Consider the following 26,781-nt stretch of genomic DNA (forward strand, 5'->3'; position numbering starts at 1 on the left):
GAGGCACCCTTCGGGGTCGGTTCACAGGAGCGAGGCGGCGGTGCGCACCGCGTGCGCCACGTCCCCGTCCCTCGGGTAGAGCAGCGACCGGCCGACGACCAGGCCGCGTACGCCCGGCAGCCGCAGCGCGGACCGCCAGCGCTCGTACAGCGCGTCGGGATCGCCGCGCACGTCGCCGCCGAGCAGGACGGTGGGCAGCGTCGTCGCGGCGAGGACGCGTTCCATGGCCTCGGGGTCCGCCTGCGCGTCGTCCGTCACCGGCACCTTGAGCCAGGTGTACGCCGAGGTGCCGCCGAGCCCCGAGGCGATGGCCATCGACGTCATGACGGCCGCCGCGCCCAGGTCGCTCACCGGCCGCTCGCCCGGCCGCCTGCGGCACAGGAACGGCTCGACGAACACCGGCAGCCGCCGTTTCGCCATCCGGTCGATCGTGCGCGCCGCCGTCTCCATCGTGGCGACGGAACCGGCGTCCGCGCGGTCGATGCGCAGCAGCAGCTTGCCCGCGTCGAAGCCGAGGCGGGCGATGTCGCGGGGCCGCATGCCGGTGAACCGGTCGTCCAGCTCGAATGCGGCGCCCGCCAGGCCGCCCCGGTTCATCGAGCCCATGACGACGCGGTTCTCCAGCGCGCCGAGCAGCAGCAGGTCCTCCAGCACGTCGGCGGTGGCCAGCACGCCGTCCACGCCCGGCTGTTCCAGCGCGGTCAGCAGCCGGGCGAGCATGTCGTGCCGGTCGGCCATGGCCAGCGGCCTGCCGCCCACGGCGAGCGCGCCGCGCGCCGGATGGTCCGCCGCGACGATCAGCAGCCGCCCGCGCGCACCGAGCAGCGGGCGCCTGGCGCGGCGTGCGGCGGCCTCGGCGACCGCCTCGGGGTCGCGGCTGCGCACGAGCGGGAGGTCGGCTATGCGGATGCTGCTCACACCTGCTCCTCACGGGGCGCGCCGGTGAGCAGCGCCTCCACCTCGTCGGGACGCGGCATGGCCGTCGAGCAGGCGAGCCGCCCCGCGACGAGGGCGCCCGCCGCGTTGGCGTAGCGCATGACGCGCTCGGCGTCCCAGCCCGCCAGCAGGCCGTGGCAGAGCGCGCCGCCGAACGCGTCGCCCGCGCCGAGGCCGTTGACGACCTCGACGGGATGCGGCGGCGTGCGCGTCACCGTGCCGTCGCGGTGCACGGACAGGACGCCGTCCGGGCCCTGCTTGACGACGGCCAGCTCGACGCCCGCGCCGAGCAGCGCGTCGGCGCAGGCGCGGGGGGTGTCGGCGCCGGTGGCGACGCGGCATTCGGCCAGGTTGCCCACGGCGACGGTCGCGTGCGCGAGGGCGGCGCGGTAGTGCGGGCGGGCGGCCTCCGGGTCGCCGTCCGGCCAGAACATCGGCCGCCAGTCGAGGTCGAAGACGGTCACGCCCGGGTCCTTCCCCGTGCCGCGCGCCGCGTGCCGTGCGGCGAGGGCGGCCAGCGTCGCCGTGCGGCTCGGCTCGGCGCACAGCCCCGTGCCCGTCATCCAGAAGACGCGGGCCCGCGCGATGGCCGTCATGTCCAGCTCGTCGGCGTGCAGTTCGAGGTCGGGGGCCTTGGGATAGCGGTAGAAGTACAGCGGGAAGTGGTCCGGCGGGAAGATCTCGCAGAACGTGACGGGCGTCGGCGGCCCCGGCACGTCCGTCACCCAGCGCGCGTCCACGCCGAAACCGGCCAGCGCCTCGCGGCAGTAGTCGCCGAACGGGTCGCGCCCGGTGCGGCTGATGACCGCCGCGCTGCGGCCGAGGCGCGCCGCGGCCACCGCCACGTTGGTGGCCGAGCCGCCCAGGAATTTCCCGAAGGATTCGACACGCGCCAGTGGGACACCTGTCTGGAGCGGGTAGATATCGACTCCGATACGCCCCATGGTGAGGACATCCATCGCCGCAGCTCCTTCGCTCGCGTGTCGGTGGGTCCCTACCCAGGTTCGGCCGGGCCACCGCACCTGTCAATGATTTGTACTGACATTACGACAACATATTGACAGCCGTGGGTGCCGGAGGGTTCGCTTCGACGGACGACCTCCCGGCGCCCGCCGTCAAGTGCCCCTTTCCCCCAGCGAAGTGAGGTACGGACGATGCAACGGACAAGACCCGCCGCGCTCGTGGCCGCCTGCGCCGCGGGCGCGCTGCTCCTCGCCGGCTGCACCAGCGACACCGGCGGACGGCGCGCCCAGGAACGCGCGGAACAGGCCGCCGCCGCGGGACGCGCCGACACGCCCCGCATCACCGTCGCCCTCATCACCCACGGCGCGCCGGGCGACACCTTCTGGGACACCGTGCGCAAGGGCGCCGAGCAGGCCGCCGCCAAGGACAACGCCGAGCTCATCTACGCCGGTGACCCCGCCGCGTCCGAACAGGCCGCCCTCATCGAGAACGCCGTGGACCAGGACGTGGACGGCATCGCCCTCACCATGCCCGACCCCGAGGCCCTGTCCGCCGCCATCGACCGCGCCCACGCCGCGGGCATCCCCGTCGTCGGCCTCAACGCGGGCCTGCCCGCCTGGCAGGACGCCGGGCTGCTCTCCTACTTCGGGCAGGACGAGTCCGTCACCGGCCGCGCCTTCGGCGACCGGCTGAACGACCTCGACGCGCGCCACGGCGTCTGCGTCGTCCACGAACAGGGCAACGTCTCGCAGGAGCAGCGCTGTTCGGGCGTCGCCGAGACCTTCGAGGGCGAGTTGGAGACGCTGTACGTGGACGGCACCGACATGCCGTCCGTACGCTCCACCGTCGAGGCCAGGCTGCGGCAGGACGACTCGATCGACTACGTCGTCGCCCTCGGCGCCCCCTTCGCCCTCGCGGCGGTCGGGTCCGTCGCCGACGCGGGCAGCGACGCCGGGATCGCCACCTTCGACCTCAACCCCGAGCTCGCCACCGCCATCCGCGACGGCGACATCGCGTTCGCCGTCGATCAACAGCCCTACCTCCAGGGCTACCTGGCCATCGACGCGCTCTGGCTGCACCGCTTCAACGGCAACGTCAGCGGCGGCGGCGAGGAACCCGTCCTGACCGGCCCCGCGTTCGTGGACCGCGACAGCGTCGAGGACATCGCCGACTACATCGAGAACGGCACCAGGTGACCGCCGCCGCGGCGCCCCCCGCCGCCCCCGCGCCCACCCCGGGCGACCCGGCCGCCGACCGGCCGCGCCGCACCGCCGCCGCCCGCGTACGCCGCGCCCTCGCCCGGCCGGGAACCGGCGCACTCGCCGGGGCGATCGCCGTCTACGTCCTCTTCTGGGCCGTCGCGCCGCCCTTCCGGCAGCTCGACTCGCTCGCCACCGTGCTCTACCAGTCCTCCACGCTCGGCATCATGGCCGTCGCGGTCGCCCTCCTCATGATCGGCGGCGAGTTCGACCTGTCGGCGGGCGTCGCCGTCATCACGTCCGCGCTCACCGCGAGCATGGTCGCGTTCCAGTTCACGCTGAACGTCTGGTCGGGCGTGCTCGCCGCGCTCGTCCTCTCCCTGGCCGTCGGCGCGTTCAACGGCTTCCTGCTGGTCCGCACCCGGCTGCCCAGCTTCCTCGTCACCCTCGCCACGTTCCTGATGCTCCAGGGCCTCAACATCGCGCTCACCAAGGCCGTCACCGGCAACGTCGCCACCGACTCCATCCGCGACATGGCGGGCTTCGACCAGGCCGAGGCCGTCTTCTCCTCCAGCATCGGCATCGGCGGGACGCAGCTGCGCGTCACCGTCCTGTGGTGGCTCGGCTTCGCGGCGCTCGCCAGCTGGGTGCTGCTGCGCACCCGGTACGGCAGTTGGGTGTTCGCCGTCGGCGGCGACGCGGCGAGCGCGCGGGCGGCCGGGGTGCCCGTCACGTTCGTCCGCATCACGCTGTTCATGACGGTCGGCCTCGCCGCCTGGTTCGTCGGCATGCACCACCTCTTCGCCTTCAACACCGTGCAGTCGGGCGGCGGCGTCGGCAACGAACTGCTGTACATCGCCGCGGCCGTCATCGGCGGCTGCCTCCTCACCGGCGGCTACGGCTCGATCGCCGGGCCCGTCGTCGGCGCGTTCCTGTTCGGCATGGCGTCCCAGGGCATCGTCTACGCCGACTGGGAGCCCGACTGGTTCTCGTTCTTCCTCGGCGCCATGCTGCTGCTCGCCGTCCTGCTCAACCTGTGGATCCGCCGACAGGCCACCCGGAGGTGACGGCCCCCATGACCACCGACCCGACACCCGACGCGACGCCGGACGCTGCGCTCGTCGAACTCCGCGGCGCGGGCGTCTCGTACGGCCCCGTCCGCGCCCTGCACGGCGTGGACCTGCGCGTCCTTCCCGGCCGCGTCAGCTGCGTCCTCGGCGACAACGGCGCGGGCAAGTCCACGCTCATCAAGGTCGTCTCGGGACTGCACCGGCACACCGAGGGCGAACTGCGCATCGACGGGCGGCCCGTGCGCCTCGCCTCGCCCCGCCAGGCCATGGACCTGGGCATCGCCACCGTCCACCAGGACCTGGCGACGCTCCCGCTGATGCCGGTCTGGCGCAACTTCTTCCTCGCCCGCGAACTGACGCGCGGTCGTGGCCCGTTCCAGCGCCTCGACATCCCGCGCATGAAGCGCGTCGCCGACGAGGAACTGCGCGCCATGGGCATCGCCCTGGACGACCTCGACCAGCCCGTCGGCTCCCTCTCCGGAGGCCAGCGGCAGTCCGTCGCCATCGCCCGCGCCGTCCACTTCGGCGCGCGCGTCCTCGTCCTGGACGAGCCGACCGCCGCCCTCGGCGTCAAACAGTCGGGCGTCGTGCTGCGCCACGTCGCCGCCGCGCGTGAACGCGGCCTGGGCGTCGTCCTCGTCACGCACAACCCGCACCACGCGCACCTCGTCGGGGACCACTTCACCGTCCTGCGGCTCGGCACGGTCGAGCTCAGCGCGGACCGCGACGCCGTGACGCTCCCCGAACTGACCGAACACATGGCGGGCGGCGCCGACCTCGACGCGCTGCGGCACGAACTCGGCACCCCCGCACACCAGAACAGGAGCACCGAGCGATGACCGCACTGGACCGCATACGCGTCGGCTCTGCACCCGACTCCTGGGGAGTCTGGTTCCCCGACGACCCCAAGCAGGTGCCCTGGCAGCGCTTCCTGGACGAGGTCGCCACCGCCGGGTACGAGTGGATCGAACTCGGCCCCTTCGGCTACCTCCCGACGGACCCCGACGTCCTGCGCGCCGAACTCGACCGCCGCGGCCTGCGCGTCTCGGCCGGAACCGTCTTCACCGCCCTGCACCGCGGGCCCGCCGTCTGGGACGCCACCTGGGAGCACGTCTCCCGCGTCGCCCACCTCACGAAGGAGACCGGCGCGCGCCACCTCGTCGTCATCCCCGAGTTCTGGCGCGACCAGGTGACCGGCGCGCCGCTGGAGCCCGACCGGCTCTCCGCCGAGCAGACGGCCGACCTCGCGGCGGGTCTCGAACGGCTCGGGCGCGCCGTCCGCGACGCGTACGGCCTGCGGATCGTCGTCCACCCGCACGCCGACACCCACATCGACGGCGAGGAGGCCGTCGCGCGCCTCCTCGACGCCACCGACCCCGACGACGTCGGCCTGTGCCTCGACACCGGCCACTACGCGTACTGCGGCGGCGACACGCTGCGGCTCATCCGCACCTACGGCGAGCGCATCGGCTACCTCCACCTCAAGCAGGTGAACCCGGCCGTGCTCGCCGAAGTGCGCGCCGAGAAGCTGCCGTTCGGGCCCGCCGTGCGGCGCGGCGTCTTCAGCGAGCCGCCCGCGGGCGTGCCCGACCTGCCGCCCGTGCTGGCGGCGGCGCAGGGCCTCGGCGTGGACCTGTTCGCCATCGTCGAGCAGGACATGTACCCGTGCCTGCCCGACCAGCCCCTGCCCATCGCCAGCCGGACACGCCGCTTCCTGTCCGCCTGTGGCGCGTAACCTGCCGCCAGGACCGGCCCGTACGCCAAGGAACGTGAAGATGACGCACACCGCCCCCCTCGGCGTCGCCGTGATCGGCGCAGGAACGATGGGCGCCGACCACGTGCGACGGCTCGACCGCGCCGTGGCGGGCGCCCGCGTCGCCGCCGTCGCCGACCTCGACGCGGACCGCGCGCGGGCGCTCGCCGACCCCGTCGAGGGCTGCGCCGCCCACACCGACCCCGAGGCCGCCATGGCCGCGCCCGGCGTGGACGCCGTGCTCATCGCCTCGCCCGGGCCCGCGCACGAGGCGGCGCTGCTGGCCGCCCTCGACCGCGGGCTGCCCGTGCTGTGCGAGAAGCCGCTGACGCCCGACCCGGAGGGCGCGCTGCGCGTCCTGGCGGCGGAGCGCAAGCTCGGCGGGCGCCGCATCCAGGTCGGCTTCATGCGGCGCTACGACAGCGAGTACGCGCAGCTCGCCGCGCTGCTGGCCTCCGGGGAGCTGGGCCGCCCGCTGCTGCTGCACTGCCGCCACCGCAACGTGTCGGTGCACCCGTACTTCACCGACGCGTCGCTGATCAACGACTCGGTGGCCCACGAGTTCGACGCCGCCCGCTGGCTGCTCGGCCACGAGATCACCGCCGTCCAGGTCTTCAGGCCCACCCCGAGCGCGCAGGCGCCCGAGGGCTTGAGCGACCCGCAGCTCGTCGTCTTCGAGACGGACGGCGGCGCCCTCGTGGACGTCGAGATCTTCGCGAACAGCGGCTTCGGCTACCAGGTGCAGGCGGAGGCGGTCTGCGAGCGCGGCACCGCCCGCATCGGCGACGCGCACGGCCTGCTGGTCAACGCGGCGGGTCGCTGGGGCGGGCCCGTTGACCAGCACTACCTGACGCGCTTCGCCGACGCGTACGACCGCGAGGTGCGCGCCTGGGTGGACGCGACGCGGCGCGGCGAGGTGACGGGCGCCGACGCCTGGGACGGCTACGCCGTCGCCGCCGCCTGCGCGGCCGGGACGGAGGCCCAGCGCACCGGCCGCCGCGTCGCCGTGGACATGGTCGAGAAGCCGCGGCTGTACCGCGACTGACGCGGTTACGCTGTGCCAGGACTGAGGGAAAGGCCGCTCGTGGACGTGCAGTTCAGCGTCGATCGCACCAGCCCGGTGCCGCTGTACTTCCAGCTGTCCCAGCAGCTCGAAGCGGCCATCGGACGCGGCGAGCTGCCCCCGGGGACGCTGCTGGGCAACGAGATCGACCTCGCCGGGCGCCTCGGCCTGTCCCGGCCGACCGTCAGGCAGGCCATCTCCGCGCTGGTGGACAAGGGGCTCCTGGTGCGCCGCCGGGGCGTCGGCACCCAGGTCGTCCACAGCATGGTGCGCCGCCCGCTCGAACTGAGCAGCCTGTACGACGACCTGGCGGGCGCGGGCCGCCGCCCGACGACCCGCGTGCTCGGCCTCACGACCGTCGCCGCGTCGGGCGAGGCGGCGGCGGTCCTCGGCCTGGCGGCGGGGGACGACGTCCTGCGGATGGAGCGGCTGCGGTTCACGGACGGCGAGCCGATCGCGTACCTGACCAACCACCTCCCGGCGCACGCCGTGCGCGCCACGGCCCCCGACCTGGAGGCCACCGGCCTGTACCGCCTCCTGCGGGCGGCGGGGACGACGCTGCACAGCGCCCACCAGACCATCGGCGCGCGGGCGGCGACGGCCGAGGAGGCACGGCTGCTGGACGAGCCGCCGGGCGCGCCGCTGCTGTGCATGACGCGGACGGCGTACGACGACAAGGGGCGCGCCGTCGAGTTCGGCAGCCACCTCTACCGGGCGTCGCGCTACTCGTTCGAGCTGCAACTGCTGATCAGGTCATGACCGCGCCCGCGCGGGGGCGGGGGGCGCGGGGGGCGTGACGGCGCGGTGTCCGCGGATGACGCCGTATTGCGCGCGATGCCGTTCTCGTTACCGACCGCCCCGCACCGTTGACCGCGGGCGTGCGCCGAGGGACAGTCGTGACAGCGGATGACGCACACGGCCGTGTGCCCGAGTGGTTCAGGGACTCGCCTGCAAAGCGAGTTACACGAGTTCGATTCTCGTCACGGCCTCTTCTCCCGCCACCCCGGATGACCAGCGCCTAGTTGTGGGGCGGACCGCCTGGCGGTCCGCCCCACAACTATGCGCCGTCTCACTTTCCGTCTCAGTCCGGTGTTCGTCCCGTGGCCGTACCAGGAGGACGCCAGTTCTGATTCGACGTTAGATAAGATGATCGCGCGGTTTGGCGTTTGGCGCCGCTCCGTTCTCCGGTTGGGACATCGCAACGACAACCACCCTAGGAGGACAGATGCGTCATAGGCGACATCGCAAACGAAAGCGCCCAGCCTGGGAGTTCTGGTCATTTGTGGTCAACCTCGCGCGCCTCATTTATGAGGTGTGCGGGAGGGACTAGCTCGCCACGCGACCGCCAGGTGGGCGCCTCGTCAAGGATGGGGTTCGGGTGCCTCCGGGCCCCATCCTTCGTTCCGGACCGGATCGGCGAGAAAAATACCGACCCGCTACCGTTCCGACATAGACAATATTACAGGCTCTCGGGCCAAGATTGGCATTAGGAAGTTCAGTAGAAACTTCCGTGCTTCCCGTCAGTTGCTTCCTGGAATGTTCTCCCAGATCAGCGCGTCCACCTGCTGCGCAACGCTGCTGCGGACTTCGTCCACGATGTGCTGGTACCGCGTGGCCATCGCCGTGGTGGACCAGCCCATGAGGTTCATGACCGCGCGTTCGGGGACTCGGAGGATCAGGAGCACCGTCGCGGCCGTGTGGCGAGCGTCGTGAAGGCGGGCGTCCCGGAGGCCCCCGTCGCGGAGCAGAGCCTTCCACTCGCTCCAGTCGTGGCGATGCGAGATGTCCGATCCGGTCGGCGTCGCGAACACCCAACCCTCGTCGGTCCACCGTTCACCGGCTGCCTTACGCTCCACGTTCTGCGTCACCCGGTGCGCCCGGAGAAGCTGGACCACTTGAGGCGGTAGCCCCACGCGCCGACGGCCGGCCCGTGACTTGGTGCGGGACGTCTTGTCGTTGGTCCGACGGCGTTCCGGGCAGTAGCCGGCCTTCTTGCCGCATGCGGTGTTGCAGCCGTGGGCGTAGCGAGGACGCAACCGGCTCCGGCGAATGCACAGGATGCCGTTGTCCAAGTCCACGTCCTCCCACCTGAGCCCCAGAGCCTCGCCCTGCCGTAGGCCGAGCGCCAGTGCGACGGCCCAACGCGCCGCGTTCCGCCGCTTGTCGGCGGCTGCGAGGAGCCGTCGGACCTCTGCCACGGTGAACGGTTCGATCTCCTCTTCATCGACGCGAGGTGCCGTGACCTTGTTGAGGGGATTCTCCGCCAGGTGGCCTCGTCGTACGGCGGCGTTCAGCGCCGTACGGAAGGTGCGGTGCACCTGGTGCGCTGTGGCGGGCTTGGCGCCGCTGGACTGCATCTTGCTGTAGAGCCGTTCGACGTGCTCCGGTGCGAGACGGTCAAGGCGGTGGGCCCCGAGTCCCGGGATGAGGTGCTTCCGGACGGCGACGCCGTAGCCGACCATCGTGTTCTCGTTGACTCGTTCCGGCGCGATGTTCTCGATCCAGTGGGTGAGCCAGGTCTCGACGGTCCAGCGGACGCCTGCCTTGGGAACCTTGCGGGTGTTGCGAAGCTTCTCCAGTTCCTTGACGGCCTCGGCGACCTCGTTACGCGTCTTGCGCTCGATGTGGCGACGGTCGGGTGTGCCGTCGTCACGGGTGCCCACGGTGACGCGGCCGTGCCACTTGCCGTCCTTGCCGAGGTAGATGGAGGAGCGGCCGTTCGGCTGGCGGGTGCGCTTCTTGGGTTCGGTCTTGTTCCGCTCGCTGCCGTCGTCTGCCACGGAGGTGCTCTTCATGCGATGACCTCTCCCGAGCGGCAAGTCCTGCGGAGCCGGGCGACGAACGTGGTGATCGCGTCGGCCGGAACGCGGCGGAGACGGCCCACGGGAACGGACTCCAGCTCGCCTGAGCTGATGAGCCCGAAGCAGGTGGTGCGGCCGATGCTCAGGCGCCGGGCGGCTTCCTCGACGGTGAGAAGGGCGAGGGTCGGGTCAGGGGTGCTCTCACTCATCGCCGACTCCCTTCGTGATCCCGGAAGTCGGGCGGTCGGACAGGTGGGACACGGCGGAGAGGTTCTCGTGTTTGGTGCCGAGATCGGGGTAGTACCGGCCGGTGTTGTCCTTGGTGAGCTGTCCGTCGGCGGCCATGCGGGAGCAGGTGCGGCGGATGGTGTCGGCGTCGGTCTGGGGGAGGGCCGCCGCGATGTCCTTGGGCCTGGCGCCGGGGTTGGCGCGGACGTGGCGGAGGATGTTGGCGCGGGTGTCGCCGATGGTGTGGTCCGTGGCGGGGCCTTTGAGGAGTTGCCAGGCTCCGGCGGCGGCGTGGAAGCGAAGCGCGTACTCCGATTCGTCCACGTCGCGGCCGGTGACGTGCAGAACGCCGTCCGCCTGTCCTCGTGCGCGCTTCAACACCAGCGTGGCGTCAGCGGCGCCGGCGATGCCGTTGGTGCCGGACACCTCGGCGAGGAAGTCGTCCGCGCCCGCCTTGCGGACGTGGTGGACCAGGACGACGGCGACGCCGTAGTGGTCGGCGATGCGCTTGGCGTGGCCTACGGCGGCGTAGTCGGCGTCGTAGGCGGACGCGCCGGGGGCCGAGGGGCCGCGCATCTTGGCGAACACGTCGATGACGACCATGCGCGCGGTGGGGTTGCGCTCCAGCCATTGCGCGATGGCCTCACCGCCTCCCTGCGGCAGCGGCGGACAGGACGTGGCCAGCGTCAGGCCGGGCGGCGCGGGGCGCCCGCCCAGGATCTTGCCCATGCGGCTCTGGAGGCGGCGCGGGGTGTCTTCGAGCGCGAGGTAGAGCACCGGCCCGCCCTCGACGGGCACGGCGTCCATGGCCATGCCACCGGCCGCCACCGACAGGCCAAGCCCCAGGGACAGCCAGGACTTGCCGACCTTCGGCGGTCCGGCGAGCAGGTTGACGCCTTCGGCGAGGATGCCGGGTACCGCCCATTTCGGGTCGGGGAACTCGGCAGCCATCAGCTCATCAGCGGTCCACGCGGTGCGGATACGCTGCTGAGCCGGTTCGATGGGGTGCGGCTCGGCGGCAGCCGGTACGGAGTACAGGTGCGGCCCGGCCAGGGGTGCGGCGTTCATGCGGCGGCACCTCTCACGGTGCGCGGGCGGCGGGCGCCGGCCCGCAGTCCGGACGCGATCGTGCGGGGGATCTCCCGGGGCGTCTGTCCGACCTGCGCGGCGGCCGGGGACAGGGACGCGTGCACGTCCTCGGCGGTCAGCTCTCCTCCGGCGACGAGCTGCCCCAGAGCGACAGCCGCGAGGTACAGGGCCTCGTTGTGCCGGTCAGGCGCCGAGTCCGTGACCCGGCGGACCTCCGCATCCAGCGCGGCGGTCAGGTAGGCCGTGCGCCGGTCGCCGCCCGTCAGCGCGACCACGGTGGGACGCTGCGGGGGCAACGGCGGCGGCGCCAGCAACGCGGCCAGCCAGGCAGGCAGCGGCGCGGGCTCCGCGTCATGGACGACCGTGTAGGGGCGGCCGTTGACCGTACTGCCGGGACCGACGACGTATCCACCGCCCGCCCGCGTATCGACCTTCCACCCCAGCTTCCCACTGCTGTTGCGCAGTTCGATCCCAGTGGGAGCCGCGAAATACAGATGGGTCCCACCGCGACCGGTGCGCACGGTGAACGTGTCGGCCGGGTACCGCTGGCCGTGCCGTTCGCACACGGCCGCGAACACGTCCATGCCGTCCCGCACACCCTCCCCGACCCAAATGGGCGGCGGGGTGTCGTCGGCGTCCTTCGGCGTGTCGAGATCGACCACAACCAGCCGGGAGGGACCGGCCGCGACCCCCACGTTGTACGGACCGGCGGCCCAACAGCGAGCAATACGCCCCGGGTCCATGGTGGCCCGCTGCTCCCACACGGAGACGGCCGGACGCTTGTCCTCGGGGATCAGCGGAAAGACATGCCAGCCGCGGCGGACCAAGCGGAGGGCGGCCCTGCGACCGGGGGCGGACTGTTCGGGCATGACGGTATAGGTCATGCTTGAGGTCTCCTGTTCTGTCTTCGGGTGGAACGGGGAAGGGCCGGCGTGGCGGACGACCTTGGCGGGGAGTTCCGCCACGCCGGTTGGTTATTCAGCATTCGCCTGGCTGACGCTCGCCGCTAGACGATTTAGAACCGGTTTCAGTAAGGGAAAATTGGATCTCTTTGGGCTGGGGCCTCACCAATTTTGGGATTCCCGGATGGTGGGATTTCTTCCCCTTCCGTGAAGGTGTGGAAAAAAGCGACCCAAAGTTGATTCCATATTGGTGGTACTTTGGCCCAAGTTTCCTGCCCGTTGCGGCGAATTGCGGATCTCGTGGTTGGCTGGTTCTGTGCGGCTCACGCCTCCCCCGGTGCTCCGATCGATGCGATGGCGTCGATGAGTGAGGCGGTGACGTTGTTGATGGCGTCGGCGGCGCCGGTTTGGGCGAGGTAGAAGCCGAAGAGTGCGGCGGCCAGGAATGCGCCGAAGCCGAGGGCGCGGAACTTGAGCAGGAAGCCGACGAGGACGCCGAAGATCACGATGAGGGAGAGGGTGACCATGCGCAGACTCCTTTTCGTGGGATACGAAGCTGAGCTGTCAGCGGTCGCGGTGCAGCCAGAAACGGATGAGGAGGTTCACCAGGCGGCGGCCGTGGCGGATGCGGTAGCCGTGGCCCTTGCAGTGGCGGCAGTTCTTGCCGCGCATCGGGCGGCCCTTGCGGTTCGTACCGATGTGGAAGCCGAAGCCCTCGCAGCGGCGACAGCGGGTGAACGGGCTGACGTAGCACAGTCCGAGGTAGCAGAAGGTGACGATGACGACGAGGGCGCTAGCGGTGAGTTCCGGGGACATGAGGGCTCCTGTGGGCCGGTTTCCGGCATGGCCGAGGTAGGGTCGGTAATCGATAACGGCCTGCTCAGTGATGGTTTTAGGTGCTAGCGCAGCCGCTAACGTTAGCGGCGAGGTCTGCTAGCGCTGTGGGGCGTGCGTCGGGTCAGGCGACACGCTGTTCGTCACGCCGAGTGAGTGCGGATTCGATGCGGGCGCGTTCAAGGCCGCGCCGGTTGACGACCTTCCCGCTGATGCGTCGGCCCACTTGGACGGTGCTGATCCCGTGCGGCTTGAGGGCGGCGGTCAGTTGCTCGGCGGGCCAGTCGCCGTAGACGGACGGCCGGAGTTCGGACAGCCGCTCAAGGGCGGTCTCCGTCCAGACTTTCGCCTCTTCCGGTCGGATCACGGCCAGGAGATCAGTCAGCACGTCCAGGCCGGTGCCGTCCGGGCGTTCGTCCCCGCCGATCGCCTCGCCGTTCAGAGTGCCGACGGCGCGGCGGAGGGCGACGGCCTTGGCGGCGATGCGGGCGGTGGCCGGGTCGTCCAGATAGGCCGTGCGGACCACGGTAGGCAGGGTGGTGGCACCGACCAGATAGCCCGTGCCGGCGTCGATCTCGGGCCGGAATTGGGTGGCGCGCACCCCGTTTTTATAGGTGGAAGTGCCCAACACCATGTCGTTCTCGGTCTGGCCGGCGACCTTGAGGCAGAACCGGATCGACACATTGCCGCTGACGCCGGTCGGAAGGCTGTCCTTGTCCGGGCGTTGGGTGGACAGAATCAGGACGACGCCCAGAGCGCGGCCGAGCTTGATGACGAACTCGGCGTCCATCGCGGCCTGCTTACCGTGCCGAGGTGACAGAAAGATGTTCTGGCACTCGTCGAAGACGGCGACCAGCGGCCACAGGCGGAGCGAGCGGCGGTCGGCGATGGCGCGCGTGATCCGCTTGTCCGGGCAGAGGTCGCGCGGGAGGCTCCTGAGCACCTTGACGCGGCGTTCGACCTCACGGCGCAGCAGGGACAGGGAGTCGGTGGCGTACTGGATCGAGTCGTCGTCCAGTCCGGAGACGAAGCGGCGGCACACGGGTTCCAGCGCGTCCAGATCGCCGGTGCCCTTGTTCTCGTGAATCCACAGTTCGGCGGTCGGGTCGAGGGCCGCGCCGCACGCCAGTACCCGCACGGTCGCGGTTTTGCCCTGGCCGGGCAACGAGCCGATCAGCACGTTGTGCTGGATCAGTGGGACCGACTGAGGTCGCCCACGCGGGTCGATGCCGAAGGGGATGCGCTGGAACACGTCGTGTCGTTCGCCGTTCGCCAAGGGCCACTTCACCGGTCCGGTCTTCGACAGGTCGCGGTCGCCGACCCACAGGACCAACCGGCCTTCGTGCTCCGTCGGGTCAGGGTCGGGCCACACGCATCCGAGCGGTCGGCGCAGTCCGGAGGCGAGTCGGGCGCGGCGGTCGATCACGTCTGTGACGGTGACGCCCAACGGCAGGTCGATGTCCGCGCGCCAGCCGGGTCCCTCGCGGGTGATCGGGGCGACGAAGCGGATGCCGTCGCGCCCCTTGTTGACCTCGTTGGTGATCTGCGTGATGCCGATGGCGGCCATGGCGCGGACGACGATGTCCGAGGTGAGCTTGGCGACCTCGGTCCTGATGATCGCGCGGGAGGTGAGCGGTGCGTCGGCCGGTGCTCCGGCGGCGCCGAGCACGGCCATGGTCACCAGAGCGGTCACGGCCTGGGAGAGCGGCGAGGCGGCGTAGGTCAGCCCCGCGAGGAGGATCAGAGCCAGCGGCGTGCCCACGGCGAGACATGTGCCCCGCCAGCGGACGCGGGCGTCGCGCCGGATGGACAGCCGCAGCCATTCCGCCACGTCCTGCCGGCGTGCGGCGGCTTCGCGCAACGGCAGGCTCTCGGCGTCGCGTGCCCACCGGCCCAAGCCGATCAAGGCGCGGCAGGCACCACGCGGGCAACGGATCAGCAGCCTGCCGAGGTAGGCGGGCGAGCGGAGACCGTGGAACGCGAGGGTGTGGCCGAGGTGCCCGGCCAGCCAGCGGGCGCCGTCGAGGAAGCCGGCCTTCGAACGCAGCCAGTCGGGTCGAACCGGTCGGCGCTTCGCCGACCGCAGTCGGGTCAGCCGACCGGGCTCGGGGGCGTCGGGTCGGTCGGCGAGGGGTGGTCGGTCGTCGGTGGCCCGATGGTCGCCGACCGACGGTCGGTCGTCCGGAGTGGGCGGGGGCACGATCCGCAACGGCGGGGGAACGTGCCTCTTCTGGTCGTGGTCCACTGGCGTTCCCTTGTCCGTGGATCTTTCGATGCGTCCGGTGGGTGAGGGAGGGCCGGGGCCCGATCGTGGCTCGGTCGGCTGAGTCGGGCCCCGGTTCGCGCTGTTCCTAGACGGGAGGGGAGAGGCGGGCGAGGCGTTCGGCGCGGAGCGTGTCGCGCAGTAGTCGGCCGTTGTCCTGCGAGGTGTGCACCGCCTTGCGGATGGCTTGGGCGGTGAGTTGGTCGGTGGGCCATTCGCGGGTGATCTCACGCGCCTGAGCGAGGAGTTCGGCGGGGGAACGGGAGGGCCTGTCCCCCGGGGGACAGGGCTTGGGCGGTTCATCGGATTCGGCGGTCAGCCCGGCAGGGGACAACTCGCCGAGGCGCAGCAGGGCCCGGGTGCGGCGTGGGGCGCGACGCCGCCAGGCACGGCCGTAACGTTCGCGCAACTCGGCTCGAACCAGAACCCGTTGCCGCTCGCGGGCCAGTGCCTCGCGGTAGTCGGTCGTCTCCCAGAGCACCATCCGGCGCCAGAGGGCGAGGGTGGTGAACGGGGCCAGCAGCCAGCGGGAGCGGCGCACCCGTTCCATCCGTGTGCCGTTCGCGGCGCCGATGCGGACGGCGTACGCGTGGGCGGCGATCTCGGAGAGCACGACCCATAGCAGGGGCATCACCCCATGGGCGATACGGGCGGGGAGCGTGTCCCCGACCGTGACGTTCAACCAGCACGTCACCCCGGTCAGGGCCCACGGGACAGCGCGCACCCAAGCCAGTGCCATGTGCATCCGTACCAACAGCAAATGAGCCATGGTGAACACGGGAATGGCGAGGTCGATGCCGGTCGGCAGCATCCACGGGTAGTCGAACCCCCAGCGTCCGGCAGCGGCCGACACAGCATCGAACGAAGACGCCAACCCGAGTCCGCCCACTCCGGCGGCTGCGGTGGAAGTGACGGCGAGCAGAGACCGTTCCCGCTTGCTGAGCGTCGTCGTGGCGGTCATGGGGTACCGCCATGGCGCTGGACGGGCACGGCGGCGAGAAGGGTCACGTGAGGCGACGCGTCGTCGTGGACGCCGCACAGGTCCTCGGTCCAGGTCCACTCGTCACCGGGCGCGATTCCGAAACCGAACTCAGCCAGTCTCGTCGCGCGCTCGGCCACGGTCGGCGTGTGCCTCCGGCCGGGCCAAGCCGTCGCGGGCCAGGCGGAGACTCGGCCGGGGCAGATCGCCACGGTGAGGGTCCAACGGGCGCCGGTGGGGAGCGTTCGAGGGGCGGTGCACCGCAAGGCCAGGAGAGCCGTGAACTTGGGTGTGCCGATCATGCGACCGCACCTCGCCACGTTCGGGCCAGCGGGCGCTGCTGGAAGGGCAGGGTGCGGGTCAGGGCCTCGGCGTAGCGCGCGTCCAGGGCGGTGATCTCGTCGTCGCGCCCGGCGTGGCGCAGCTCGTCGAGGATGTCGCGGGCGGCAACCATGCGTACCGCGCGTTCGTCGTCGCTCTCGGGATGCAGCGGACCTCGGAACAGGTCCAGGTCGATGCCGATCGGCAGGCCCGCGTGAAGCAGGTCGGCCGCCGTATCGCGGTCGGTCACGGGATGCTCCTGTGGCTGGCTGGGCGGGGAAGGAGACACGTCCGGCGGGCGACCTTGGCGGGGAGTCCCACCGGCCGGTGAGGGAGCTTGGCGGTCGGGGTCAGACCCGCACCGCGCAGAGTCGGCCGTTGAGGAGACGGCGGAGGGCGGAGGACGCGACCAGCGCGAGAACCGCGCAGATCGCCGACTCGGCGCCGATTCCGGGGAGGCGGCTGCTGCCGACGAGAACGACGACCACGACGACGATGATCAGGAGCACGGTCACCACGGCACGCCCGGGGTGCAGGGGCTCGTGGGCCTGCGTGACGCGTTCGACCGCGTGAGGGCTGACCACGCGCGACCCCTGCCCATCCGTGTGCAGGTGGAGGACCGTTCCGTTGCCGGTGATGCTGACCACCGTGCCGAGCACCTGGTCACCGCGGACACGGACCACGTCTCCGATGTTGATACGCATGCGAACCCCCTGATGGGTGCGGAAGGAGAGACCAAGGTCATTAAGACCTCATGTCATCAACTCCTCAAGAGGAGTTGATGACATGACTATGGCGGTGGAACGGGGAGAGGTCAAGTCCTCAAGAGGACTTGTTATCCTGCTCGGGGAGACCGGGTGGATTTTCACCACTCGCGCACCAGTTCTCCCTGTCCCGCGACGATGGCGAGCACGACATGCCCAAGGCGTACGAGGTCATCGCCGATGACCTGCGGCGAAAGATCGAGGGCGGCCAGTGGCGGCCGGGTGATCGCCTGCCCTCGGAAGAGGAGCTACGGCGCACCTACGACAAGGGGGCGCCCACCATCCGGCAGGCTCTGGCCGAACTACAGACCGAAGGGCTGATCGACAAGCGGCACGGCAAGGGCACCTTTGTCCGCGTCCCCCGTCGCCCCGTTCTGCGGACCAACGAGCGGCATCAATGGGAGAAGAGCCGCGCGCACGAGAGTGAGGAGGTGCGGGCCGGGACCGGTGTCACCGAGCATGACACCGGCCTCACCGTTCACGATCTCGTCTTCAGCGCCAGGTATCACGAGATCGAAGCCGACCACCAACTCGCCGAGCAGTTCGATGTGCCGGTCGGCACGATCATGGTGGAGCGCGTGTACCGCACCCGGTACGCCGTCGAGTCGGCTCCGTTCAACCTCACCTGCTCCTACTTGGTACGGGACATGGTGGCGGCCAATCCGAAGCTTCTCGACTGGACCAACGAGCCGTGGCCCGGTGGCACCCACAACCAACTGCACACCGTGGGAATCGAGTTGGACCAGATCATCGAGGAGATCATCGCGGCCCGTCCGCCCACGCATCAGGAGGCGCAGGAACTCGGCATGTCTCCCGGCATGGCGGTCATCCACCTGCGCAAGAAGTGCATCGACACCACGGGGCGAGTGGTCGAACTGTCGGACATCATCCTGCCCGGTGACCGTACCCGGCTGAAGTTCGTGACTCCGCTGGAGCGTTGGTCATGACCTACAAGCCGCAGGTCGTGACGGTCATGACGGCCGTCCACGCGCCCAGTGCACCCTTCCTCGTCGAGGCGTACGAGTCGTTGCGCGCGCAGGAGCTTCCCGCCGGGTGGGAATGGCAGTGGGTGATTCAGGAGGACGGCGCGACGGATCTCGTCACCCAGGCCGTGCCCGACGATCCCCGCATCAGCTTCGGCCAGGGCCGACCGGGCGGCCCCGGGGTCGCCCGGACGATGGGCCTGGCACGGGCCGAGGGCGCGTATCTCAAGGTCCTCGATTCCGACGACATACTCGCCCCTGGCGCGCTCGCCCGCGACCTGGCCGTCCTCACCGCGCGCCCGGACATCGGCTGGACTACTTCCCGCGCGTTGGACCTGCTGCCGGACGGCACCACTCTGGGCTTCGACCAGGACCCGGATGAGGGCGCGATAGAGCGCGGCGCCGTGTTCCAGCACTGGCGGGCCAATGACTACCGCCCGCAGGTGATCCCCGGCTCGATGTGCGCGCGGACCGAGCTGGTGCTCGCTCTGGGCGGGTGGATGGCGCTACCCGCTTCGGAGGACACCGGTCTTCTGCTGGCTCTCAACACCGTGTGCGCAGGGTGGTTCATCAGGGAAGCCGGGTTGTACTACCGGAAATGGCCCGGTCAGGTGACCAGCCAGGCCGCGCACCGGGACAAGGTGGAACGTGCCGCCCGTGCCGTCATCGCCGAGACACGCGTCAACGCCCTGGAAGGACTGACCGCTTGGCGGTTCCCCTCTACGGACGGCTGATCGGAATCTCGTAGACGATCTCGCAGTGGGCGGTCGGCACGACGATGTCGGCCGTCTCCACAGGGCGACCGTCGTCCGCGTAGTAGGTCCGCTGGATGGTGGTCACCAGAGCCCCGCGCTGCACGCCCAAGAGATGAGCCTCCTCCGCGTCGGCCGTGCGCGGCTCGGGCTGCTCGACCGCGTGGCTGACGGTGACCCCGATGGCGGCCATGCGTTCCACGACGCCTTTGCCGCCGTACGGCCCACCCTCCGGTAGCACGATCAGCGTGCCGCCCGTGATCGCGTACGGCTCCCAACTGGTGGAGAGCTGAACGGGCTTCCCGTTGCTGAGGAATTCGTACACGGTGCGAACGCATACCTCGCCGGGCGCGATCCCGAGCCTGGCGGCGATGTCATCGGGCGCGGGTACCTTGGCCTCGGTCCGGTGTTCCCATGTCGCCGTACGGCCGAGCGCCGTCATGTCGGCACGGAAGGGGGAGCCGCCCCGCTTCTCGCGCACCATGCTGCGCACCATCCGTACCCTCTCGCGCGGCCGGGCGACATAGGTGCCGGAACCGGCGCGGCCTTCGAGCAGCCCTTGCGAGATCAGGTACTCCTGCGCCCTGCGGACGACGTTCTCCCCTACGCCGTACTCCTCGGCGAAACGGGCGCGGGAGGGCAGTCGGTCTTCCAGCGACCACTCCCCGCTGGCAATGCGCTGCCGGAGCGCGTCGGCGATGCGCAGATAGGGCGGCTGCTCAGGCATGTAGCCAAATCTAGTCCACTAGCCTAATCTGGTTAACCAGCTTCACCGTCAGTGATTCCGCAGCGACGGAGGATTCGCCGTGTCCGCACCTGTGTCCCGTGCGCAGGACATCGCCGCGCGCCTCAGCGCCTCGGGATTCACCCCCCGTCTCTCCCGGCATGCCGCTCACATCCGTGTCGAGGTGGACGTACCGGAGCCGATCAGTCCCGAGCACTGGCACCTGCTGCTCGCGGCGCTCGTTCTCGGGGACCGGTTCGGGCTCGCGAGTGACGGGGAACAACGGACGGCTTGGAGCCACATCCATCACTGAACCGCCATACCCCCGCGGCGGCCTGACACCGCCCGGGGGCGCGGTCACCAGCTACTGGGAGCTGATGACGTGTTCGATCTTATCCACCGCGCCACCGTCCGGATGGTGCGCCTGCTCCTCCCTGCCACAGGGCGCCATCGGGCGGGAGAGTCCTCATGAGAAAGCCACTTGGGCGCCGCGCACTGCCGCTGTCGGTAGACGGAGCGCTGGAGGACACCGGTGCGAGATGACGTGGTGACGTCCGTCTCCCTCACCGCCGAGACGATTCGACGTCTGGACGTGATCAACGTCGGGGGCCGACAGCTCCGCGTCGTGGATCTCGTCGCGATCCGCGTGGGCCACAAGCTCGTGGTCTTCGAGAGCGGCGAGACGCTGACCATGACGCCGCTCACGGCTGTCAACGGCATCCGTCTCGTGCCGTACCGATCGCCCTGGCGGCGCGACAAGCGACTTCGGGGGAGGCGATGACCGTGCGCACTGTGCGGTATCAGCGCATCGCCGACGACCTGCGTCAGCAGATCGCCGACGGGCTCCTCTCCCCGGGGGACCGGCTTCCCTCGGAACAGCGGCTCGCCACGCAGTACGGCGTGGGCCTTCCCACTGTGCGGCAGGCCATCGCTCTCCTTGAGGGGGAAGGGCTGGTGGACAAGCGGCATGGCAGAGGCACGTTCATCCGCGTCCCGCGCTGTCGCGTCCAGTACCGCGACGACCGTCACGCATGGGGCGCCTGGGAGCCCACTCCCGAGCACGTCACCCTACGCACGGTCCGCACGCTGGAGGCAGACCGTCGCACAGCCGCGTTCATGGCTGTTCCGATCGCCGCACCGCTTGTCGAACACCGCTACGCCACGAGCCTCCCGGGTAACGCGCCGCACATCGTCGTGCACGCCTACGTGCTGCCGGAACTTCTCGAAGGATGGCGACCCGACAGCACCCCTGATCCCTGGGCCGACGGCATCCGTCGGCAGCTGATCGCTCAGGGAGTCGAACTGGACCGGATCAGCGAACGCGTCACCGCTCGCCCGCCGAGCGCGGCGGAAGCCCAGACGATGGACATCGGGGGTGGTGTGGCTCTGCTGGAGATCACCCGCACGACCACGGACACCACCGGCCGGGTCGTCACGGCCGCCCTGCTCCTTCTGACGGGTGACCGCACAGAAGCCGTCTACACCCGGAGCACCTGCCGACCGAAGAGCTGAAACACGCATCGGCTGTCCCACCTGTCCCGCTGTCCGGCCCCCGGCACCTCGCCCGTACCGGGGGCCGACGGCGTTCATACCCCTGTCGCCCAACAAGCGGCTCTACAAGGAAGTTGCAGTATGCGGTTCCCCGATGATCCCGAGACCGTCACGACCTGGGGCTCTCGACACATCCCCGTCCCCTACGCCACGCGCTGGACCGGGGAACGAGTCATCGATCAGGAGGTGACGATTCGTCCGGACGGCACGGGCGTCCGTGTCCTCGGTGAGACGGCTGCCGCATGCGACCAGTACGGCGTGCTCTGGGGGCAGGTGCGGGAGCTTCGCGGCAAGGGACGCCCCGACTTCAGCTCGCTCCATCCCACTCGGCAACGGCGGGCACTCGCCGAACGCCTCTGCCAGGTCTGCGACGGACCGGCCAGCCACACCCGCGACGGCTGGCTCTTCCTGCTGAACGCGGGCGAGGTACAGGACTCCTGTGACCTCGAAGGCGTCAAGAACACCAGCCCTCCAGTCTGCCTTCGGTGCGCCCATCTGGCCACCCGCTTCTGTCCCCACCTCGGCAACCCGATGGGCGTCCGGGTCCGGCGCCCGAGGATCTGGGGAGTCTTCGGCACTGTCTACACGGTGACTCCGGCAGGCCACCTTGAGCCTCACCACGACGAGTACATGCCCTACGGCCATCCGGCGACCGGCTGGTTCATCGCCTCTCAGCTCGTGGTCGAACTGAGGCGCTGCACGGTTGTTGACCTCGTGGCCGAGTCCGTCGTCCCGGGGTGAGCGGTGGCCCCGTCCGGAGACTGAGACGACCTGTCGGTGAGGCCGTCTCCGTCTCACTTTCCGTCTCGTTCGCCGCCGTACGCCCGGGTCCGCCGACGGGACCCGGCGTGCGTCACCTGGGGTCGCGGACGCCCTCGGACGCCGCTGGACGCCCCCTCGCTCGGCCTGACAGACCTGCAAAGCGAGTTACACGAGTTCGATTCTCGTCACGGCCTCTCACAACTGCTGCTGCTCGACCCCGGGCGGCAGGAGGCACGGCGTCATGAAGATCAGCAGGAGATGCGACGTGCCGTTGTCCTCGACCGTGATGGAGTAGTGCTCCTCCGGGTGTTCGGTGTCCACGGCGTTCGCCGGGCTGACGGCGGGATCGGACCGGTAGCCCAGGATGTCGAGACCGCGGGCCTCCAGATCGTCCCGTACGGCGCGCACCGCTTCCGCGCGCCGTTCCGGCGGGACGTCGGCGAGGACGGAGTAGCGGTAGAAGAAGCGTCCGTCGTCCGCCTGCTCACCGTTCCTGCCCGTGCAGTCCGAGAGGCGGTCGCTGACGGAGGCGGGATCGATACGCGCCCCCGCCGTACGGGCGACGGATTCGAGGGAACTCACGCTCCACGCCCTGGCCTCCGTCTCGCTCATCCGGGGAAGCGGGTCATTGATCCCCTCGTCGCCGCATGCGGTCACCAAGCCTCCCAGAAGTAGCACGCTCATGGCTCGCAGACGGCGGCTCACCGGCTCGACCCTCCGCTCAGGGGGCGCTCACCGGCGATGATGCGCCCGATGTTCTCCAGGGACTGACTGCCGGGCCGCCAGTAGTCGGAGTGGCCCCCCGGCTCCACCGGCATGCGCCTGGCGCCGAAATCGCTGTCCTGCGGCGCCGTTCCGAGCGTCAGTCCTGACAGCTGCTCGGCGACGAAATCCCCCGGGGCCACGCCGACCCAGACATGGTCCGGGTCCACTCGCAGGTCTTCCGCCCTGTCCACGCCCATGCCGGGGCTGCCGACCACGACGATGTCGTCCGCCTGCAGTCCCCGACCGCCGGAGTCGGCCACTCCGACGAGCGTCGAGCCGTAGCTGTGCCCCACGACGGTCAGGTGGCCGTCAGGGCGCTCGCTGGCGGCGCGCAGTCCCGCGGTGAAGTCACGGAGATCTCCCGCACCCGCCTCGGCCCGGTCGCGTAGTCCAGGACTGACGGAGATCGTCTCCGGAGTGTCGTACCCGACCCAGGTGACCACCGCGACGTCCCCTCGGCGTCGCTCCGAGGCCGCCTCCTGCATGTCGGCGCCCCTGTCGAGCTGCCCCGGCAGGTTCCCGACGTGGTTGCCCGTACCGGGAACCATGACGGCGGTGTGGTCCGCCGTGTCGGGATCGCCCTGTGCCACGACGGCGCGGCCGTCTCCCTCTGGGTCGAAGCCCAGAAGGTGGAGCCGTTCGCTCCTCGGCGCGCCCGCGCCGTCGTCCAAAGCGGCCTGCAGCCGGAGTAAATTCGCATAAAGCCGCTGGTCGTGGATGCCGAGCGAACTTTCGTTCATACGGAATTCGTCCAGTTGCGCGGTCAGCGCGGTGCGGTTGGCACGGTCGCGGATGTCCGCGGGAAGTCCGTCCAGAGCGCCGAGTTCAGCCGGGTAGGAGGCCAACAGCAATTCCTGGTCGGCGCCGTTGACATGGGACCACCACGCGGCGACCTCCTCGGGCGACGCGTCGTCGGCGGGGATCTCGGATCCGCCGACTCCTATCCCTATGGCGTCGGTGATCCACTCCGTCGCGTCCTGGACGCTCTGGGCGCCGTACTCCTTGTCCAGCGTGAACCAGTCGAGTTCGCGTAACGCCCGCCACGCCTCGCCGCTGGCCTCAAGGGCGTCTTCGATGGCTCCGTGGATGCGCTGCCTGAGAGCCGCGACCTCCTCCGCGTCGCGCAGGGCCATGTCCTCCTCCGGCAGGTTCCGGTAGGCCGGTGACGAGGCCCGCGGCTCGACGCCCCCCGACGCGGTGACGCGGTGCCCGGCCTCCTCCGCCTCCGCCACGGCGGCCCGCAGGCGCTCCTGGGCCGCCTGCATCCCCAGGCGGGCGTGGGCCATGGCACCGGCGAGCAGCAGCGTGTTCCGGTTGGCCGTCAGCAGCATGCTCTGCGTCACCCGCATGGCCTCGAATCCGCTGCGCGCCGCCTCCCCTTCCCAGCCCGCCTGCCGAAGCGGCGCGGAGACCCTGCTGGCCGAGGTCTCGTGCGCGGTGAGGCACGCGTCCGCCAGACGTCGCCACGACGTCACGGCGCGGGCGATCGCGGAGAAGTCCTGGTCGTACAGCTCGCGGAAGTACGCGGGCATCAGACGGTCCCCCAGCCCGGAACCTCTCCCGGATCTCCTGGTCCAGGAGGGACGAGCCGTCGGCGGTCATCCTGAGCCCGGCGGCGTGGTCGAGGAGGCGGACCGCCAAGTCGGCGAGCGCCTCCCCCCAGCCCTCGCCGCTCGGCCCCAACTGTTCGCCCACGGACCAGGCGCGCAGCGAGGCGGCGGCTGCCGCGATGTCCTCGACGGCCTCGCTCAGCACCGGCCGTAACTCCGCCTCCGCCTCGGCGGACGCCGCCGCCGAGGCGTGTAACTCCCCGGGTGGAAAATTCACATCCAGCTGTGCATTCGCCGTGCTGACGTGATCATTCACGTTCGGCGTTCCGGAATTCGCACTCGCGGCACGCGAGGCCGCCTGCATTTCCGCCCATTCCTCGTCCCACCCCAACGCACTGCCCCCTCAGTCAATCGCGCCCGAGCAATATACGGCTGCGCGTGGGCCGTGTCAGCAGGACTAGGGAATTCCCGCCCACGGGAGTGAGGGGCGGGAACAGTGGGGCGCGTGGGCGCGTGACGGGCGGGTTCAGTTGCGCACGGCAGTGGCCGTCGTCGCGTGCTTGCGCAGTGACTCGGCGAGGGGGCCCTCCCCCGTGACGGTCAGGGTGCCCGCGGTGAGTGCGTCGGTGGCGGTCAGGGTGCCGTCGGCCAGGGACAGGCAGGTCGCCGTGTCGAGGGTGAGGGAGGCGTCGGAGCCGGTGGGGGAGGGGCCACGGCCGCAGACCGGGGTGCCGGGGGGCGCGTCGCCGAGCCGCAGGTGGAACGTGCCGTCCGGCAGCGTGACGTCCATCACGCCCCGCTCGTCGCCCGCCAGCGGGGCGAGCCGCGCGAGCAGCGGCAGCGCGAACCAGTGCGCGCGCACCGCGTCCGTCGGCGCCGACGCGCCGAGCGACGGGCCGCCCCACACGGCGAGGGCGCCGAGGACCGGGAGCAACGCGCCGCCGCGCTCGGTCAGTTCGTACGCCGAGCCGGTCCCGGGCGGCGGCAGCCTGCGGCGGCTCACCACGCCGTCACGCTCCAGGTCCCGCAGCCGCGACGCCAGCACGTCCGTGCTGATGCCGGGCAGGTCGGTGAACAGGTCGGTGTACCGCAGCGGCCCGGCCAGCAACTCCCGCACGATCAGCAGCGACCACCGGTCACCGACCGTGTCGAGGGTCCGGGCGATCGCGCAGTACTGGTCATAGCTTCGGCGTGGCATGCGGCCAAGTCTAAGGAGATCTCGTTGGACTTTCCAAGTCGTTACTTGGTAGAACCAAGTGACACGCGCACTGGGAGGTCGCCCCATGGAGTTCCGGCAGTCGAGCAAGCTCGCCGAGGTCTGCTACGAGATCCGCGGACCGGTGATCGAGCACGCCAACGCGCTGGAGGAGGCCGGGCACAGCGTCCTGCGCCTCAACACGGGCAATCCCGCGCTCTTCGGCTTCGAGGCGCCGGAGGAGATCCTCCAGGACATGATCAGGATGCTGCCCCAGGCGCACGGCTACACCGACTCGCGCGGCATCCTCCCGGCCCGGCGCGCCGTCGCCCAGCACTACCAGGAACGCGGCCTCACCGACGCCGACGTGGACGACGTGTTCCTCGGCAACGGCGTCTCGGAGCTGGTCTCCATGGCGGTGCAGGCCCTGGTCGAGGACGGCGACGAGATCCTGATCCCGTCCCCCGACTTCCCGCTGTGGACCGCCGTCACCACCCTGGCGGGCGGCAAGGCCGTGCACTACGTGTGCGACGAGTCCGCCGACTGGTACCCGGACCTCGACGACATGGCCGCGAAGATCACCGACCGCACCCGCGCCGTCGTCATCATCAGCCCCAACAACCCCACGGGCGCCGTCTATCCGCGCGAGATCCTGGAGGGCATCCTCGACCTCGCGCGCCGCCACCACCTGATGGTCTTCTCCGACGAGATCTACGACAAGATCCTCTACGACGACGCCGAGCACCTCAGCCCCGCCGTCCTCGCCCCCGACCTGGTCTGCCTGACCTTCAGCGGCCTGTCGAAGGCGTACCGCGTCGCCGGGTTCCGCTCCGGCTGGGTCGTCGTCTCGGGGCCGCGCCAGCACGCGAAGAGCTACCTGGAGGGCCTGACGATGCTGGCCTCCATGCGGCTGTGCGCCAACGCGCCCGCGCAGTACGCCATCCAGGCCGCGCTCGGCGGGCGGCAGAGCATAAAGGATCTCGTCCTGCCAGGCGGCAGGCTGCACGAGCAGCGCGACATCGCCTGGCGCACGCTCAACGACATCCCGGGCATCTCCTGCGTCAAACCGCGCGGCGCGCTGTACGCGTTCCCCCGCATCGACCTGTCGGTGCACGGCATCCACGACGACGAGCGCTTCGTCCTCGACCTCCTGCTGCGCGAGAAGATCCAGGTCGTCCAGGGCACGGGCTTCAACTGGCCGCGCCCCGACCACTTCCGCATCCTCACGCTGCCGCGCGCCGACGACCTCGAATCGGCGATCAGCCGCATCGGACGGTTCCTCAGCGGCTACCGGCAGTCGTAACAACTCACCGATCCCGCCGCACACTTTTACG

At 70.6% G+C, this 26,781-nt stretch carries 30 protein-coding genes and 1 tRNA gene; 14 read left to right on the forward strand and 17 right to left on the reverse strand.

Annotated elements, in window-relative coordinates:
* Window positions 1-21: 21 nt before the first annotated feature.
* A complete protein-coding gene (locus tag IF27_RS24535) occupies window positions 22-918 on the reverse strand; it encodes a Cgl0159 family (beta/alpha)8-fold protein (RefSeq protein WP_052851949.1) in 897 nt (298 codons plus the stop codon).
* Complete coding sequence (iolC, locus tag IF27_RS24540) at window positions 915-1,895, reverse strand: 5-dehydro-2-deoxygluconokinase (protein ID WP_052851950.1); 981 nt, start codon at window positions 1,893-1,895, stop codon at window positions 915-917. Before iolC ends, IF27_RS24535 begins: the two co-directional genes overlap by 4 nt.
* A gap of 195 nt (window positions 1,896-2,090) precedes the next feature.
* Between iolC and IF27_RS24545 the strand changes: the two genes are divergently transcribed.
* The 7 genes from IF27_RS24545 to IF27_RS24575 all read left to right on the forward strand — a co-directional run bounded on the left by IF27_RS24545 (window position 2,091) and on the right by IF27_RS24575 (window position 7,973).
* On the forward strand, window positions 2,091-3,095 hold the full coding sequence (locus IF27_RS24545; protein ID WP_052851951.1) for a substrate-binding domain-containing protein: 1,005 nt from the start codon (window positions 2,091-2,093) through the stop codon (window positions 3,093-3,095).
* Window positions 3,092-4,165 (forward strand): ABC transporter permease, encoded by a 1,074-nt coding sequence (locus IF27_RS24550; protein ID WP_052851952.1) that lies wholly within the window; start codon window positions 3,092-3,094, stop codon window positions 4,163-4,165. The genes IF27_RS24545 and IF27_RS24550 overlap by 4 nt, the downstream gene beginning before the upstream one ends.
* Window positions 4,166-4,173: 8 nt before the next feature.
* A complete protein-coding gene (locus IF27_RS24555; protein WP_052851953.1) occupies window positions 4,174-5,007 on the forward strand; it encodes an ATP-binding cassette domain-containing protein in 834 nt (277 codons plus the stop codon).
* Window positions 5,004-5,903, forward strand: a complete 900-nt coding sequence (locus IF27_RS24560; RefSeq protein ID WP_052851954.1) for a sugar phosphate isomerase/epimerase family protein — start codon at window positions 5,004-5,006, stop codon at window positions 5,901-5,903. Before IF27_RS24555 ends, IF27_RS24560 begins: the two co-directional genes overlap by 4 nt.
* Window positions 5,904-5,943: 40 nt before the next feature.
* Window positions 5,944-6,966: a Gfo/Idh/MocA family protein gene (locus IF27_RS24565; RefSeq protein WP_052851955.1), complete on the forward strand. Its 1,023-nt coding sequence runs from the start codon at window positions 5,944-5,946 to the stop codon at window positions 6,964-6,966.
* A gap of 39 nt (window positions 6,967-7,005) precedes the next feature.
* Window positions 7,006-7,743, forward strand: a complete 738-nt coding sequence (locus tag IF27_RS24570; RefSeq protein WP_052851956.1) for a GntR family transcriptional regulator — start codon at window positions 7,006-7,008, stop codon at window positions 7,741-7,743.
* Between the two features lie 158 nt (window positions 7,744-7,901).
* Window positions 7,902-7,973 (forward strand) — tRNA-Cys (locus IF27_RS24575).
* Window positions 7,974-8,504: 531 nt separating this feature from the next.
* On the opposite strand, the gene IF27_RS24580 is transcribed toward IF27_RS24575, so the two are convergent.
* The 11 genes from IF27_RS24580 to IF27_RS24630 form a co-directional block, all read right to left on the reverse strand.
* Complete coding sequence (locus IF27_RS24580; RefSeq protein WP_052851957.1) at window positions 8,505-9,779, reverse strand: tyrosine-type recombinase/integrase; 1,275 nt, start codon at window positions 9,777-9,779, stop codon at window positions 8,505-8,507.
* Window positions 9,776-9,994 carry an excisionase family DNA-binding protein gene (locus tag IF27_RS24585; protein WP_052851958.1) on the reverse strand — a complete coding sequence of 73 codons (219 nt, stop codon included), beginning with the start codon at window positions 9,992-9,994 and terminating at the stop codon, window positions 9,776-9,778. The genes IF27_RS24580 and IF27_RS24585 overlap by 4 nt, the downstream gene beginning before the upstream one ends.
* Entirely contained in the window at window positions 9,987-11,081 is a 1,095-nt protein-coding gene (locus tag IF27_RS24590; RefSeq protein ID WP_110946214.1) for an AAA family ATPase, read from the reverse strand. Before IF27_RS24590 ends, IF27_RS24585 begins: the two co-directional genes overlap by 8 nt.
* A complete protein-coding gene (locus IF27_RS24595) occupies window positions 11,078-11,986 on the reverse strand; it encodes a bifunctional DNA primase/polymerase (RefSeq protein WP_223291199.1) in 909 nt (302 codons plus the stop codon). Before IF27_RS24595 ends, IF27_RS24590 begins: the two co-directional genes overlap by 4 nt.
* 341 nt (window positions 11,987-12,327) lie before the next feature.
* The gene (locus IF27_RS24600; protein WP_052851959.1) at window positions 12,328-12,531 is read right to left on the reverse strand and encodes a hypothetical protein; all 204 of its coding nucleotides are present in this window, start codon (window positions 12,529-12,531) and stop codon (window positions 12,328-12,330) included.
* A gap of 37 nt (window positions 12,532-12,568) precedes the next feature.
* Entirely contained in the window at window positions 12,569-12,820 is a 252-nt protein-coding gene (locus tag IF27_RS24605; protein ID WP_052851960.1) for a hypothetical protein, read from the reverse strand.
* Between the two features lie 142 nt (window positions 12,821-12,962).
* Window positions 12,963-15,083: an ATP-binding protein gene (locus tag IF27_RS24610; protein WP_052851961.1), complete on the reverse strand. Its 2,121-nt coding sequence runs from the start codon at window positions 15,081-15,083 to the stop codon at window positions 12,963-12,965.
* A 106-nt stretch (window positions 15,084-15,189) separates the two neighbouring features.
* Window positions 15,190-16,062 (reverse strand): DUF2637 domain-containing protein, encoded by an 873-nt coding sequence (locus IF27_RS24615; protein WP_110946215.1) that lies wholly within the window; start codon window positions 16,060-16,062, stop codon window positions 15,190-15,192.
* Window positions 16,059-16,382 carry a DUF6303 family protein gene (locus IF27_RS32095; protein WP_052851962.1) on the reverse strand — a complete coding sequence of 108 codons (324 nt, stop codon included), beginning with the start codon at window positions 16,380-16,382 and terminating at the stop codon, window positions 16,059-16,061. The genes IF27_RS24615 and IF27_RS32095 overlap by 4 nt, the downstream gene beginning before the upstream one ends.
* A complete protein-coding gene (locus IF27_RS24625) occupies window positions 16,379-16,651 on the reverse strand; it encodes a hypothetical protein (protein WP_052851963.1) in 273 nt (90 codons plus the stop codon). Before IF27_RS24625 ends, IF27_RS32095 begins: the two co-directional genes overlap by 4 nt.
* A gap of 100 nt (window positions 16,652-16,751) precedes the next feature.
* Window positions 16,752-17,105, reverse strand: a complete 354-nt coding sequence (locus tag IF27_RS24630; RefSeq protein WP_052851964.1) for a hypothetical protein — start codon at window positions 17,103-17,105, stop codon at window positions 16,752-16,754.
* 212 nt (window positions 17,106-17,317) lie between these two features.
* Here IF27_RS24630 and IF27_RS24635 point away from each other — a divergent pair, with 212 nt between their 5' ends.
* Together IF27_RS24635 and IF27_RS24640 are read left to right on the forward strand one after the other, a co-directional pair.
* A complete protein-coding gene (locus IF27_RS24635; protein WP_052851965.1) occupies window positions 17,318-18,112 on the forward strand; it encodes a GntR family transcriptional regulator in 795 nt (264 codons plus the stop codon).
* Window positions 18,109-18,882 (forward strand): glycosyltransferase family 2 protein, encoded by a 774-nt coding sequence (locus IF27_RS24640; RefSeq protein WP_052851966.1) that lies wholly within the window; start codon window positions 18,109-18,111, stop codon window positions 18,880-18,882. The genes IF27_RS24635 and IF27_RS24640 overlap by 4 nt, the downstream gene beginning before the upstream one ends.
* Here IF27_RS24640 and IF27_RS24645 read toward each other — a convergent pair.
* A complete protein-coding gene (locus IF27_RS24645) occupies window positions 18,869-19,627 on the reverse strand; it encodes a GntR family transcriptional regulator (protein WP_052851967.1) in 759 nt (252 codons plus the stop codon). The genes IF27_RS24640 and IF27_RS24645 overlap by 14 nt on opposite strands.
* A gap of 79 nt (window positions 19,628-19,706) precedes the next feature.
* On the opposite strand from IF27_RS24645, the gene IF27_RS24650 reads away from it, so the two are divergent.
* The 4 genes from IF27_RS24650 (at window position 19,707) to IF27_RS24665 (ending at window position 21,916) form a co-directional block, all read left to right on the forward strand.
* Window positions 19,707-19,937: a hypothetical protein gene (locus IF27_RS24650; protein WP_052851968.1), complete on the forward strand. Its 231-nt coding sequence runs from the start codon at window positions 19,707-19,709 to the stop codon at window positions 19,935-19,937.
* A gap of 219 nt (window positions 19,938-20,156) precedes the next feature.
* The gene (locus IF27_RS24655; RefSeq protein ID WP_052851969.1) at window positions 20,157-20,405 is read left to right on the forward strand and encodes a hypothetical protein; all 249 of its coding nucleotides are present in this window, start codon (window positions 20,157-20,159) and stop codon (window positions 20,403-20,405) included.
* A complete protein-coding gene (locus tag IF27_RS24660) occupies window positions 20,402-21,136 on the forward strand; it encodes a GntR family transcriptional regulator (RefSeq protein ID WP_052851970.1) in 735 nt (244 codons plus the stop codon). The genes IF27_RS24655 and IF27_RS24660 overlap by 4 nt, the downstream gene beginning before the upstream one ends.
* A 120-nt stretch (window positions 21,137-21,256) precedes the next feature.
* Complete coding sequence (locus IF27_RS24665; protein ID WP_052851971.1) at window positions 21,257-21,916, forward strand: hypothetical protein; 660 nt, start codon at window positions 21,257-21,259, stop codon at window positions 21,914-21,916.
* A 216-nt stretch (window positions 21,917-22,132) separates the two neighbouring features.
* On the opposite strand, the gene IF27_RS24670 is transcribed toward IF27_RS24665, so the two are convergent.
* The 3 genes from IF27_RS24670 to IF27_RS24680 all read right to left on the reverse strand — a co-directional run bounded on the left by IF27_RS24670 (window position 22,133) and on the right by IF27_RS24680 (window position 25,450).
* Complete coding sequence (locus IF27_RS24670; protein WP_052851972.1) at window positions 22,133-22,549, reverse strand: hypothetical protein; 417 nt, start codon at window positions 22,547-22,549, stop codon at window positions 22,133-22,135.
* Window positions 22,550-22,638: 89 nt separating this feature from the next.
* Window positions 22,639-24,234 carry an alpha/beta hydrolase gene (locus IF27_RS24675; RefSeq protein ID WP_052851973.1) on the reverse strand — a complete coding sequence of 532 codons (1,596 nt, stop codon included), beginning with the start codon at window positions 24,232-24,234 and terminating at the stop codon, window positions 22,639-22,641.
* A gap of 544 nt (window positions 24,235-24,778) precedes the next feature.
* Window positions 24,779-25,450 (reverse strand): winged helix-turn-helix transcriptional regulator, encoded by a 672-nt coding sequence (locus IF27_RS24680; protein ID WP_052851974.1) that lies wholly within the window; start codon window positions 25,448-25,450, stop codon window positions 24,779-24,781.
* 85 nt (window positions 25,451-25,535) lie between these two features.
* Here IF27_RS24680 and IF27_RS24685 point away from each other — a divergent pair, with 85 nt between their 5' ends.
* Window positions 25,536-26,750 (forward strand): pyridoxal phosphate-dependent aminotransferase, encoded by a 1,215-nt coding sequence (locus tag IF27_RS24685; protein WP_052851975.1) that lies wholly within the window; start codon window positions 25,536-25,538, stop codon window positions 26,748-26,750.
* Window positions 26,751-26,781: the final 31 nt, after the last annotated feature.

The sequence above is a fragment of the Streptomyces avicenniae genome (assembly GCF_000719135.1).
Taxonomy (GTDB): Bacteria; Actinomycetota; Actinomycetes; order Streptomycetales; family Streptomycetaceae; genus Streptomyces; species Streptomyces avicenniae.

Excerpts from the sequence above, each read along its gene's own strand:
- iolC (WP_052851950.1), bottom strand. The coding sequence starts at position 1,895 with ATGGATGTCCTCACCATGGGGCGTATCGGAGTCGATATCTACCCGCTC.
- IF27_RS24545 (WP_052851951.1), top strand. The coding sequence starts at position 2,091 with ATGCAACGGACAAGACCCGCCGCGCTCGTGGCCGCCTGCGCCGCGGGC.
- IF27_RS24555 (WP_052851953.1), top strand. The coding sequence starts at position 4,174 with ATGACCACCGACCCGACACCCGACGCGACGCCGGACGCTGCGCTCGTC.
- IF27_RS24560 (WP_052851954.1), top strand. The coding sequence starts at position 5,004 with ATGACCGCACTGGACCGCATACGCGTCGGCTCTGCACCCGACTCCTGG.
- IF27_RS24565 (WP_052851955.1), top strand. The coding sequence starts at position 5,944 with ATGACGCACACCGCCCCCCTCGGCGTCGCCGTGATCGGCGCAGGAACG.
- IF27_RS24580 (WP_052851957.1), bottom strand. The coding sequence starts at position 9,779 with ATGAAGAGCACCTCCGTGGCAGACGACGGCAGCGAGCGGAACAAGACC.
- IF27_RS24585 (WP_052851958.1), bottom strand. The coding sequence starts at position 9,994 with ATGAGTGAGAGCACCCCTGACCCGACCCTCGCCCTTCTCACCGTCGAG.
- IF27_RS24590 (WP_110946214.1), bottom strand. The coding sequence starts at position 11,081 with ATGAACGCCGCACCCCTGGCCGGGCCGCACCTGTACTCCGTACCGGCT.
- IF27_RS24595 (WP_223291199.1), bottom strand. The coding sequence starts at position 11,986 with ATGACCTATACCGTCATGCCCGAACAGTCCGCCCCCGGTCGCAGGGCC.
- IF27_RS24600 (WP_052851959.1), bottom strand. The coding sequence starts at position 12,531 with ATGGTCACCCTCTCCCTCATCGTGATCTTCGGCGTCCTCGTCGGCTTC.
- IF27_RS24605 (WP_052851960.1), bottom strand. The coding sequence starts at position 12,820 with ATGTCCCCGGAACTCACCGCTAGCGCCCTCGTCGTCATCGTCACCTTC.
- IF27_RS24615 (WP_110946215.1), bottom strand. The coding sequence starts at position 16,062 with ATGACCGCCACGACGACGCTCAGCAAGCGGGAACGGTCTCTGCTCGCC.
- IF27_RS32095 (WP_052851962.1), bottom strand. The coding sequence starts at position 16,382 with ATGATCGGCACACCCAAGTTCACGGCTCTCCTGGCCTTGCGGTGCACC.
- IF27_RS24630 (WP_052851964.1), bottom strand. The coding sequence starts at position 17,105 with ATGCGTATCAACATCGGAGACGTGGTCCGTGTCCGCGGTGACCAGGTG.
- IF27_RS24635 (WP_052851965.1), top strand. The coding sequence starts at position 17,318 with ATGCCCAAGGCGTACGAGGTCATCGCCGATGACCTGCGGCGAAAGATC.
- IF27_RS24640 (WP_052851966.1), top strand. The coding sequence starts at position 18,109 with ATGACCTACAAGCCGCAGGTCGTGACGGTCATGACGGCCGTCCACGCG.
- IF27_RS24645 (WP_052851967.1), bottom strand. The coding sequence starts at position 19,627 with ATGCCTGAGCAGCCGCCCTATCTGCGCATCGCCGACGCGCTCCGGCAG.
- IF27_RS24660 (WP_052851970.1), top strand. The coding sequence starts at position 20,402 with ATGACCGTGCGCACTGTGCGGTATCAGCGCATCGCCGACGACCTGCGT.
- IF27_RS24665 (WP_052851971.1), top strand. The coding sequence starts at position 21,257 with ATGCGGTTCCCCGATGATCCCGAGACCGTCACGACCTGGGGCTCTCGA.
- IF27_RS24670 (WP_052851972.1), bottom strand. The coding sequence starts at position 22,549 with ATGAGCGAGACGGAGGCCAGGGCGTGGAGCGTGAGTTCCCTCGAATCC.
- IF27_RS24675 (WP_052851973.1), bottom strand. The coding sequence starts at position 24,234 with ATGCCCGCGTACTTCCGCGAGCTGTACGACCAGGACTTCTCCGCGATC.
- IF27_RS24680 (WP_052851974.1), bottom strand. The coding sequence starts at position 25,450 with ATGCCACGCCGAAGCTATGACCAGTACTGCGCGATCGCCCGGACCCTC.
- IF27_RS24685 (WP_052851975.1), top strand. The coding sequence starts at position 25,536 with ATGGAGTTCCGGCAGTCGAGCAAGCTCGCCGAGGTCTGCTACGAGATC.